This window comes from Phytobacter sp. V69 (assembly GCF_965644215.1).
In the GTDB taxonomy this organism is placed as follows: Bacteria; Pseudomonadota; Gammaproteobacteria; order Enterobacterales; family Enterobacteriaceae; genus Phytobacter.
On record NZ_CBFFRL010000166.1, the window covers coordinates 1 to 10,847 of the forward strand.

10 protein-coding genes are annotated in these 10,847 nt (G+C 55.2%); 7 read left to right on the forward strand and 3 right to left on the reverse strand.

Annotated features, from left to right (window positions below; genetic code table 11):
* Window positions 1-381: 381 nt before the first annotated feature.
* Genes ACSZPU_RS19360 through ACSZPU_RS19370 form a run of 3 tightly spaced genes read right to left on the reverse strand, consistent with a single transcriptional unit; the run spans window position 382 to window position 2,926 of the window.
* Window positions 382-510 carry a DUF2474 domain-containing protein gene (locus ACSZPU_RS19360; protein WP_499002121.1) on the reverse strand — a complete coding sequence of 43 codons (129 nt, stop codon included), beginning with the start codon at window positions 508-510 and terminating at the stop codon, window positions 382-384.
* Window positions 510-1,520, reverse strand: coding sequence for a cytochrome d ubiquinol oxidase subunit II (gene cydB, locus ACSZPU_RS19365; RefSeq protein ID WP_499002123.1), 1,011 nt, complete (start codon window positions 1,518-1,520; stop codon window positions 510-512). The genes ACSZPU_RS19360 and cydB overlap by 1 nt, the downstream gene beginning before the upstream one ends.
* Window positions 1,520-2,926 (reverse strand): cytochrome ubiquinol oxidase subunit I, encoded by a 1,407-nt coding sequence (locus tag ACSZPU_RS19370; protein ID WP_499002125.1) that lies wholly within the window; start codon window positions 2,924-2,926, stop codon window positions 1,520-1,522. Before ACSZPU_RS19370 ends, cydB begins: the two co-directional genes overlap by 1 nt.
* Window positions 2,927-3,078: 152 nt before the next feature.
* Here ACSZPU_RS19370 and ACSZPU_RS19375 point away from each other — a divergent pair, with 152 nt between their 5' ends.
* The 7 genes from ACSZPU_RS19375 (at window position 3,079) to ACSZPU_RS19405 (ending at window position 10,728) form a co-directional block, all read left to right on the forward strand.
* The gene (locus ACSZPU_RS19375; RefSeq protein ID WP_499002127.1) at window positions 3,079-4,488 is read left to right on the forward strand and encodes an aminotransferase-like domain-containing protein; all 1,410 of its coding nucleotides are present in this window, start codon (window positions 3,079-3,081) and stop codon (window positions 4,486-4,488) included.
* Window positions 4,489-4,835: 347 nt separating this feature from the next.
* Window positions 4,836-5,978 (forward strand): putative ABC transporter substrate-binding protein YdcS, encoded by a 1,143-nt coding sequence (gene ydcS / locus ACSZPU_RS19380; protein WP_499002129.1) that lies wholly within the window; start codon window positions 4,836-4,838, stop codon window positions 5,976-5,978.
* Window positions 5,979-5,995: 17 nt separating this feature from the next.
* Window positions 5,996-7,009 carry an ABC transporter ATP-binding protein gene (locus ACSZPU_RS19385; RefSeq protein WP_499002132.1) on the forward strand — a complete coding sequence of 338 codons (1,014 nt, stop codon included), beginning with the start codon at window positions 5,996-5,998 and terminating at the stop codon, window positions 7,007-7,009.
* Window positions 7,009-7,950 (forward strand): ABC transporter permease, encoded by a 942-nt coding sequence (locus ACSZPU_RS19390; RefSeq protein WP_499002135.1) that lies wholly within the window; start codon window positions 7,009-7,011, stop codon window positions 7,948-7,950. Before ACSZPU_RS19385 ends, ACSZPU_RS19390 begins: the two co-directional genes overlap by 1 nt.
* Window positions 7,940-8,746, forward strand: coding sequence for an ABC transporter permease (locus tag ACSZPU_RS19395; RefSeq protein WP_499002137.1), 807 nt, complete (start codon window positions 7,940-7,942; stop codon window positions 8,744-8,746). Before ACSZPU_RS19390 ends, ACSZPU_RS19395 begins: the two co-directional genes overlap by 11 nt.
* A gap of 25 nt (window positions 8,747-8,771) precedes the next feature.
* Entirely contained in the window at window positions 8,772-10,196 is a 1,425-nt protein-coding gene (gene patD / locus ACSZPU_RS19400; protein ID WP_499002140.1) for an aminobutyraldehyde dehydrogenase, read from the forward strand.
* A gap of 310 nt (window positions 10,197-10,506) precedes the next feature.
* A complete protein-coding gene (locus tag ACSZPU_RS19405; RefSeq protein WP_499002142.1) occupies window positions 10,507-10,728 on the forward strand; it encodes a hypothetical protein in 222 nt (73 codons plus the stop codon).
* Window positions 10,729-10,847 lie beyond the last annotated feature (119 nt).

Below are 10,847 nucleotides of genomic sequence, written 5' to 3' on the forward strand. Positions count from 1 at the left end.
TTATCTTTCAATGGTCAAGCTGGGTTGCATCCGATTGTTTTACAAGAGGTTATGCAATTAAGGGACACAGCCTAATATTTTTAACCGCGTATCTGGCCCCATTCACCCCATCAACCCGGGAAGAATACCAAAGCTGCATATTGAGAATAAAAATACCGAAAATGAAAAGGCATACCGCGGCGATGATCGGAAGAAGGACTTTGCGCATTGTCGTATCCTGGGCCTGAGGTGTTATATCTTCCTGATTGATAGTCGCGCGCTTGCGTTTGCGAATAGAAGAAGCATGGTCGACAGAGCCCAAAGTCGCCATGTTTGCGCCCACGACTGTGTTTGTGAGAGATAAAAAAACCTCAGAGGATTTCTCCCCTGAGGTTAACAAACCTAGTGTGATTTAAACCCCGCCGCCGTCATCAGTACACGGAAAAACATGCCGACCAGCGCAAGGGCCAGCACGCTGCCGCCCCACAGAATGACCAGCCACATCAGGCGTTTCCATAACGGTTGTTGCATCAGTGATAACCCTCCCCATGCTGGACCTTGCCGCGAAACACGTAGTAGCTCCAGAAGGTGTAGACGAGAATGATCGGGATAATCAGCAGCGCGCCAACCAGCATAAAGCCCTGGCTTTGCGCGGGCGCGGCGGCCTGCCACAGAGTAATCGACGGTGGAATAATATGCGGCCAGATACTGATCCCAAGCCTACTGAACCCGAGGAAGATAAGCCCGAGCGTCAGCACAAACGGCAGCTTTTCACTCTGCATATTATTCAGGCTGCGCCATTGCCACAGGCTCAACAGCAATACCAGCACCGGGACCGGCAGCAGGAAAAGCAGATTCGGCAGCGTAAACCAGCGGCTGGCAATGGCTGGGTAGGCAAACGGCGTCCAGAGGCTTATCACCGCAATCACCAGCAGCAGCGTCAGTAAAAGTCTCTTCGCAGCCTGGCGCATCTGCACGTGCAACGCATTTTCGCTTTTCATGACCAGCCACGTCGCCCCCAGCAGCGCATAGGCAACCACCAGCCCGAGGCCACAAAACAGGGTAAACGGGGTCAGCCAGTCGAAGGGGCCACCGGCGAAGGTACGCCCGCTGACCGGAAAACCCTTAATCACCGCCCCCACAACGATCCCTTGGGTGAAGGTCGCCAGAATAGAGCCGCCTAAGAATGCTTTATCCCAGAACGGACGATGCGCAGGCGTTGCCTTAAAGCGAAATTCAAAGGCCACGCCGCGAAAAATGAGCCCCACCAGCATCAGCGTCATCGGAATGGTCAACGCATCGATGATCACCGCATAGGCCAGCGGGAAGGCACCGAACAGCGCCGCGCCGCCAAGCACTAGCCAGGTTTCGTTGCCGTCCCATACCGGGGCGACGCTATTGACCATCACATCGCGGTCATTGGCGTTCTGCACGGCGGGAAACAGAATGCCGATCCCCAGATCAAAACCGTCCATCACGATATACATCAGGGTGGCAAAGACAATAATCGCAAACCAGATAAGCGAAAGATCGATACCCATTACGGTTTCTCCTGCGTGGTTTCGTGGGCATTAACCGCAGAAAGCGGGCGGGCGGGGCGGCCATCATGCTCGCTGGCAAAGGATTCATTCGCCTGCGGGCCTTTTTTAATCAACCGCACCATATAACTGTATCCCACACCAAACACCGAGCAGTAGACGAGGATAAAACCGAGCAGGCTGATGCTCATATGCAAATCGCCATGGGCTGAAACGGCGTCGGATGTGCGCTGCAAGCCATAAACCACCCACGGCTGGCGGTCCACTTCGGTGGTCACCCAGCCTGCCAGAATCGCCAGCAGTCCCGATGGCCCCATCAACAGCGCGAACCACAGGAACGGACGCGAGCTGTACATGCGCTGTTTGCGACGCAGCCACAGGGCGATAAGTCCCAGCGCGATCATCAGCATGCCAAGGCCGACCATCAGGCGAAACGACCAGAACACCACGGTGGAATTGGGACGATCTTCTTTGGTGAATTCTTTGAGTGCGGGAACCCGTTTGTCCAGGCTGTGGGTCAGGATCAGGCTGCCCAGCGCCGGTATTTCCAGACCATAGCAGGTGCGCTCTTGCGCCATGTCCGGCCAGCCGAACAGCAGCAGCGGCGTCGCCTCACCGGGCGGGTTTTCCCAGTGCCCTTCAATGGCGGCGATTTTGGCAGGTTGATGTTCGAGCGTATTCAGCCCGTGCATATCCCCAATCATCGCCTGAATGGGGGCGACAATCAGCGTCATCCACAAGGCCATCGAGAACATGGTGCGGATCGCTGGGGAGTGATTGCCTTTCAGTAAATGCCAGGCGGCTGAGGCACCGACAAACAGCGCGCTGCTGAGGAAGGCGGCCACGGACATATGCAACAGGCGATAAGGGAATGAGGGGTTAAACACCACGGCAAACCAGTCCACCGGCACCACCTGACCATTGACGATTTCATAGCCCTGCGGCGTTTGCATCCAGCTGTTGGAAGCGAGGATCCAGAAGGTGGAAATGATCGTCCCCAGCGCCACCATGCAGGTTGCGAAGAAATGTAGCCCTGGCCCCACCTTGTTCCAGCCAAACAGCATCACACCTAAGAACCCGGCTTCGAGGAAGAATGCGGTCAGTACTTCGTAGGTTAGTAACGGGCCGGTGATACTGCCCGCGAACTGGGAAAAGCCGCTCCAGTTGGTACCAAATTGATAGGCCATCACCAGACCGGAGACCACGCCCATGCCAAAATTGACGGCGAAGATTTTCGACCAGAAGTGATACAGCGAACGCCACACCGAATTGCCGGTTTTCAGCCACAGCCCTTCAAGCACCGCAAGGTAGCTGGCAAGGCCGATGGTGATTGCCGGAAAAATAATGTGGAAGGAAACCGTAAAGGCAAACTGGATCCTTGCCAGATGAAACGCATCTAAACCCAACATACACAACATCAGAAAAATGACTCTCAGGGAGATGGTAAAGAGCCGCGGGCAGGATTATCAGAGGCAGAAAAGGCAAATTTATCTATATCAGTTGGTAAAAATGTGCTTTTTAGGTGTGCTGATATAAAATAAATGCAGGGAAGGAGAGAGCGATGAAAAAATACCAGCGCCTGGCGCAGCAAATCATTTCGCAAATTGAACTGGGCGTCTGGCGGCCCGGCGACAGGCTGCCCTCGCTGCGCGAGCAGGTGACCAGTAGCGGCCTGAGTTTTATGACCGTCGGCCATGCCTATCAGTTGCTGGAAAATCAGGGCTACATCACCGCGCGACCGCAATCGGGTTATTACGTCGCCCCGCGTTCTCACCGCCCGCAAAGCCTGCCGCCTGCGACGTTGACGCAAGATGAAGCGGTGGATATCAACACCTACATTTTTGATATTTTGCAGGCCAGCCGCGACGCCTCGATACTGCCGTTTGGTTCTGCCTTTCCGGACCCACGCCTTTTTCCGCTCCAGCAGCTTAATCGCTCATTAGCCAATGTCAGTAAAAGTGCCACCGCCGTCAGCATCATTGAAAACCTGCCGCCGGGAAATGCCGGGCTGCGCCATGCCATCGCCCGGCGTTACGCCCAGCAGGGAATGACCATTTCGCCGGATGAAATTGTGATCACCGCAGGGGCGCTGGAAGCGTTAAACCTGAGTCTGCAAGCGGTGACGGAGCCGGGTGATTGGGTGATTGTAGAAAACCCGTGTTTTTACGGTGCGCTACAGGCGCTGGAACGCCTGCGCTTAAAAGCCTTGTCGGTGCCGACGGATATCAACGACGGCATTGATCTGCAGGCGCTGGAGCAGGCGCTAAATGCGTATCCGGTCAAAGCCTGCTGGCTGATGCCCAATAGCCAGAACCCGCTCGGCTTCACCCTGAGCGCCGAGAAGAAAGCGCAACTGGTGGCGCTGCTGACCCAGCACAATGTCACGCTTATCGAAGATGATGTGTATAGCGAGCTCTATTACGGGCGGGATAAACCGTTACCCGCCAAAGCCTGGGATACTCAGGACATGACGCTGCATTGTTCATCGTTTTCCAAATGTCTGGTGGCCGGGTTTCGTATCGGCTGGGTCGCCGCCGGGAAGCATGCCCGCCGGATCCAGCAACTCCAGTTGATGAGCACCTTATCCACCAGTTCGCCGATGCAAATGGCGCTGGTCGATTATCTGGGTACTCAGCGTTATGATGCCCATCTGCGGCGTTTACGCCGGGCGCTGACGGAACGCAAGCATCAGGCGTGGCAAGCGCTGGTGCGCCATCTGCCTGCGGAAGTGAAAATTCACCGCAGCGACAGCGGCTATTTTCTCTGGCTGGAACTGCCACCTGAGCTGGATGCCGGAGAGCTTAGTCAGCGCGCACTGGCCCACCAGGTCAGTATTGCGCCGGGGAAGATGTTCTCCACCTCAAGGGAGCCGACGCCGTTCTTTCGCTTTAATGCCTCCTGGCAATGGGGCGAGCGGGAAGAGCGCGGCGTTATACTGCTCGGCAAAATTATTCGCGAAATGATGAAATAAAAATACGCACGGTTGTTCTTATTTTCTGAATAAAGTTTTCTCAATTTAAAAATAACTCTGCGGAAATTTCAGCCGCAGAGGTCATTATTTTCTGTACTTTCCCATCAGGCATTCATACGAAATGCGAATGGGAACACAAAATAACCTGTCTGTTCTAACCCCTTGTCTATACTCCAGAAGATGCGCATTCAACATTTCCAGAATTAATGTTATGCGCTGTATGTCACAACCTGGCGAAATTTCTCAGCGACGGGATTCAGCCTGACGGGGCTCCGTCTACCTTTAAATCAGGAGATATTTTTACGGCAAGGCGGCCGCTCATTTTCATTACGACAGGAGTAAAACATATGAGCAAGAAATTTGCCCCGAGCTGCCTGTGTGCGCTGGGCATGACCATCATGACAGCACACGCCGCCGAGCCGACAGAAGTGGGCAAAGGGGAAGGCCGTCTGGATATTATCGCCTGGCCGGGTTACATCGAACGCGGCCAGACGGATAAACAATATGACTGGGTTACCCAGTTTGAAAAAGAGACCGGCTGTGCGGTCAACGTGAAAACGGCGGCCACCTCCGATGAGATGGTTAGCCTGATGACCAAAGGCGGTTATGACCTGGTGACCGCGTCCGGTGACGCTTCGCTGCGCCTGATCATGGGTAAACGCGTCCAGCCGATTAATACGGCACTGATCCCGAACTGGAAAACCCTGGATCCGCGTATTGAGAAAGGGGAATGGTTCAACGTTGGCGGCAAAGTCTACGGTACGCCGTATCAGTGGGGGCCAAACCTGCTGATGTACAACACCAAAACCTTCACGACGCCACCGGACAGCTGGGCGGTGGTGTTTGTGCAGCAAAACCTACCGGATGGCAAAACCAATAAAGGCCGCGTGCAGGCCTACGACGGGCCGATTTATATCGCCGATGCCGCGCTGTTTGTTAAAGCCACCCAGCCGCAGTTGGGCATTTCGGATCCGTACCAGTTAACCGAAGAGCAGTATCAGGCGGTGCTGAAAGTGCTGCGCGATCAACATACTTTGATCCACCGCTACTGGCATGACACCACCGTCCAGATGAGCGATTTCAAAAACGAAGGCGTCGTCGCATCCAGCGCCTGGCCGTATCAGGCAAACGCCCTGAAAGGGGAAAATCAACCGATTGCCACCGTCTTCCCGAAAGAAGGCGTAACAGGCTGGGCGGATACCACCATGCTGCACGCGCAGTCTAAACACCCTAATTGCGCCTACAAATGGATGAACTGGTCGCTGACGCCAAAAGTACAGGGTGACGTTGCCGCGTGGTTTGGTTCGTTGCCGGTTGTGCCGCAGGGCTGTAAAGCCAGCGACTTACTCGGTGAAAAAGGCTGCGAAACCAACGGCTACAGCTTCTTTGACAAGATTGCGTTCTGGAAAACCCCGATTGCGGAAGGTGGCAAATATGTTCCTTACAGCCGCTGGACGCAGGACTACATTGCCATTATGGGTGGACGTTAATCGGTCAGGAGTGATGTATGACCTATGCAGTTGAGTTTCAGGATGTCTCACGCCTGTACGCTGATGTTCGCGCTGTTGACGGCGTCAGTCTGGCGGTAAATGACGGGGAGTTTTTCTCCATGTTGGGGCCATCTGGCTCCGGCAAAACCACCTGCCTGCGCCTTATCGCCGGTTTTGAGCAACTGAGCGGGGGCGCTATTCGCATCTTTGGCCGGGAGGCCAGCGGACTTCCTCCCTGGGAGCGTGACGTCAATACCGTCTTTCAGGATTACGCGTTATTTCCGCACATGTCGATCCTCGATAACGTGGCGTACGGGCTGATGGTCAAAGGGGTAGACAAGAAAACACGCCATGCCAGTGCGCGCCAGGCGCTTGAAAAGGTGGCGCTGGATTTTGTTCATGCCCGTAAGCCATCACAGCTTTCCGGCGGTCAGCGCCAGCGTGTGGCTATCGCCAGAGCACTGGTCAATCAGCCTCGCGTTTTACTGCTTGATGAACCGCTGGGGGCGCTGGATTTGAAATTGCGCGAACAGATGCAGTTTGAGCTGAAAAAATTGCAGCAGGATCTGGGGATCACCTTTATTTTCGTCACTCACGATCAGGGCGAAGCGCTGTCGATGTCAGACCGGGTGGCGGTGTTCAACAATGGCAAAATCGAGCAGATCGACACGCCGCGTGAACTCTATCTGCGCCCACGCACGCCTTTTGTCGCGGGCTTTGTTGGCACCTCCAACGTTTTTGACGCACAGCGTGCGGGCGCGCTGTGCGCAATGAACGGCATTTTCTCTCTGCGACCGGAACATATTCGTCTGAATCAACCGGGGGACGTGCAGGTGCAGGGTGTGGTGCAGGCGGTGCAGTATCAGGGGGCAGCCACCCGCTTCGAGCTGAAACTGACCGACGGTGAAAAACTGCTGGTCAGCCAGGCGAACATGTCCGATGCGCTGCTGCCAGACGCGTTAGCGCCGGGGCAAACGGTGCTGGCGTCATGGTCACGCGAGGCAATGGTGCCGTTACAGGGAGCGGGGTAATGGAGATGAGCCTTTCCCGTTCACCGCAGCGTAAACAGCATAGTCGTCTGAGCGGCCTGTTCTGGCGCAGGCCGGCACTCGGGCTGTTCCTTCTGCTGTTGGGGCCACTGATGTGGTTCGGCATTGTTTATCTGGGATCGTTGCTGACGCTGTTATGGCAAGGTTTCTACACCTTCGATGACTTCACCATGTCAGTGACGCCGGATTTCACCCTGGCGAACCTGCAGGCGCTGTTTAATCCCGCCAATTACGACATCATCGTGCGCACCTTCACCATGGCGATCGCGGTTACCCTGGCCAGCGCCGTGTTGGCCTTCCCGATGGCGTGGTATATGGCGAAATACACCAGCGGCAAATGGAAAGCCTTTTTCTATATTGCCGTGATGCTGCCGATGTGGGCGAGTTACATCGTTAAAGCCTACGCCTGGACGCTGTTACTGGCGAAAGACGGCGTCGCCCAGTGGTTTCTCAGCCATATGGGGCTGGAATCCATACTCGGTGCGGTGCTGACCGTGCCGGGTGTTGGTGGCAATACCTTGTCGACATCCGGGCTGGGGCGTTTTCTGGTCTTCGTCTACATCTGGCTGCCATTTATGATCCTGCCGATTCAGGCCGCACTGGAACGCTTGCCACCGTCGCTGTTGCAGGCCTCTGCGGATCTCGGCGCTCATCCCCGGCAGACCTTCCGCCACGTGGTGTTGCCGCTGGCGATTCCCGGCGTTGCGGCTGGTTCCATCTTTACCTTCTCCCTGACGCTGGGGGATTTCATCGTGCCGCAGTTGGTGGGGCCGCCGGGGTTCTTTATCGGCAACATGGTCTATTCGCAACAGGGGGCTATTGGCAACATGCCGATGGCGGCGGCGTTTACGCTGGTCCCGATCGTGCTGATTGCCCTTTATCTGGCGTTCGTGAAACGTTTGGGAGCGTTCGATGCACTCTGACCGCGCACCGCTATTTCTTAAAATTGCCGCCTGGAGCGGGGTTATCTTCCTCCATTTCCCGTTATTGATAATCGCCATCTATGCTTTCAATACCGAGGATGCCGCATTCAGTTTTCCTCCGCAGGGCTTTACGCTGCGCTGGTTTAGCGTGGCGGCGGCGCGGGGCGATATCCTGGATGCAGTGACACTGTCACTGCAAATTGCGGCCCTGGCGACGCTCATCGCCTTGATCCTTGGCATGCTTGCTGCAATGGCATTATGGCGCAGTGAGTTTTTTGGCCGGAATGCCATCTCACTGTTGCTGCTGCTGCCGATTGCCTTGCCCGGCATTATTACCGGGCTGGCGCTGTTAACGGCGTTTAAAACGGTGAATCTGGAGCCGGGCTTTTTCACCATTGTGGTCGGTCATGCCACGTTTTGCGTGGTGGTGGTCTTCAACAACGTGATTGCCCGCTTTCGGCGCACATCGTGGAGCCTGGTCGAAGCCTCCATGGATTTGGGCGCAACCTCATGGCAGACGTTCCGCTATGTGGTGCTGCCTAATCTCGGTTCGGCGCTGTTGGCCGGGGGCATGCTGGCGTTTGCTCTGTCGTTTGACGAAATTATCGTCACGACCTTTACCGCGGGTCACGAACGCACCTTGCCGCTCTGGTTGTTAAATCAGCTGGGCCGCCCCCGCGATGTGCCGGTAACGAATGTGGTGGCGTTACTGGTCATGCTGGTAACGACCATCCCGATTTTGGGTGCCTGGTGGCTGACCCGTGACGGTGAAACCGTAGCCGGAAGCGGCAAATAACTGACAACTTTGAAAGGATAGCGCTATGCAACATCAATTATTTATCAATGGAGCACTGGTCGACGGTGAAGGCGAAAAACAGGCCGTGTATAACCCGGCCACCAGCGAGGTGTTGCTGGAGATTGCCGAAGCGTCGCCTGAGCAGGTTGATGCAGCGGTGAAGGCAGCAGATGAGGCCTTCAAAACCTGGGGACAGACCACGCCAAAAGCCCGCGCCGAATGCCTGCTGCAGCTGGCGCAGGTTATCGAAGACAATGCCGAAACCTTTGCCATGCTTGAATCACTGAACTGCGGCAAACCGCTGCACTGTGTGCTGAGCGACGAAATTCCGGCGGTCGCCGATGTCTTTCGCTTCTTCGCAGGCGCAGCGCGTTGCCTGAACGGGCTGGCTGCCGGGGAATATCTGGAAGGGTACACCTCGATGATTCGCCGGGATCCGGTTGGCGTTGTGGCCTCCATCGCACCGTGGAACTACCCGCTGATGATGGCGGCCTGGAAGCTCGGGCCTGCGCTGGCGGCAGGCAACTGCGTGGTCATTAAACCGTCCGAAATCACCCCGCTGACGGCGCTTAAACTCGGCGAACTGGCGCAGGATATCTTCCCGGCCGGGGTGCTGAATGTATTGTTCGGTCGCGGTAAAACGGTCGGCGACCCGCTGACCGGCCATGAGAAAGTACGCATGGTTTCGCTCACCGGCTCGATTGCCACCGGGGAACATATTATCTGCCATACCGCGTCCTCAATTAAACGCACCCATATGGAGCTGGGCGGCAAAGCGCCAGTCATTGTGTTTGACGACGCCGATCTGGATGCGGTGGTGGAAGGCGTACGCACCTTTGGTTTCTACAATGCCGGGCAGGACTGTACCGCTGCCTGTCGTATTTATGCGCAAAAGGGCGTATACGATGCGTTGGTTGAAAAACTGGGTGCCGCGGTGGCAAGCCTGAAAATGGGTGCCCCGGATGATGAGTCCACTGAATTAGGCCCGTTGAGCTCAGAAGCACATCTGGCTCGCGTCAGCAAAGCGGTGGAAGACGCCAAAGCGTTGAGCCATGTCCGCGTGGTGACGGGCGGCAGCAAGCGCGAGGGTGCTGGGTATTACTATCAGCCGACCTTGCTGGCAGGGGCAAAACAGGACGACGCGATTGTACAGCGCGAAGTGTTTGGCCCGGTGGTTAGCGTGACCGTGTTTGACGATGAGGAGCAGGTACTGGGCTGGGCCAACGATTCGCAGTATGGGCTGGCGTCATCGGTGTGGACAAAAGATGTGGGGCGCGCTCATCGTCTTAGCGCACGTCTGCAATATGGCTGCACCTGGGTAAATACCCATTTTATGCTGGTCAGCGAAATGCCACATGGGGGACAAAAACTCTCGGGTTACGGTAAAGACATGTCGATGTACGGGCTGGAGGATTACACCGTCGTTCGCCATGTGATGATCAAGCATTAAGCCTTGAGCCAGGCATAACGTTAGCGGAGAGTTACCGTTTCTGTAACAGTTCGTTCATATACACAGAAATATTGCGGTAACTCTCACGCTTTATACTTTCTCTTCTGTCAATAAATGTAAAGATCGTTTATTTCTGACTGCGCGTTACGCGACTTACCCGCGAAACGTGATAAAAAAAATATAAAACCTACAAACGCGTTACCCGACATATCAGGGCGGTCATTGTCATCACAATGTAATTCAGATGACGGTGAATTGTCATGTTCGCTCATTGATAATGTCGCTTTTTAAATCTGTCTGGGGAAACATAATGAGTAAAGTAGTCGTGGTGCTGCTGCCCAGCGGTATCCCTGAATATTTGACGGTCAATGATAGCGACACAACGATAACCTGGTCTTTAAACCAGGCGCCAGAAGGCAGTGCGGGCCTGACGCTGCCTATCGAAACCTATTACTGCGAAGGCGAGGAGTTTCATTTTGCCCGCTATGAGCATGAGTTGAGCAGCGTAATGGCCGTACCGCAGTTTATTTAAATGCCCAAAAACAAAGCCTGTTTATTGTGCAACACACTAGCGACTAGGCTGTGTCCCTTAATTGCATAACCTCTTGTAAAACAATCGGATGCAACCCAGCTTGACCATTGAAAGATAAT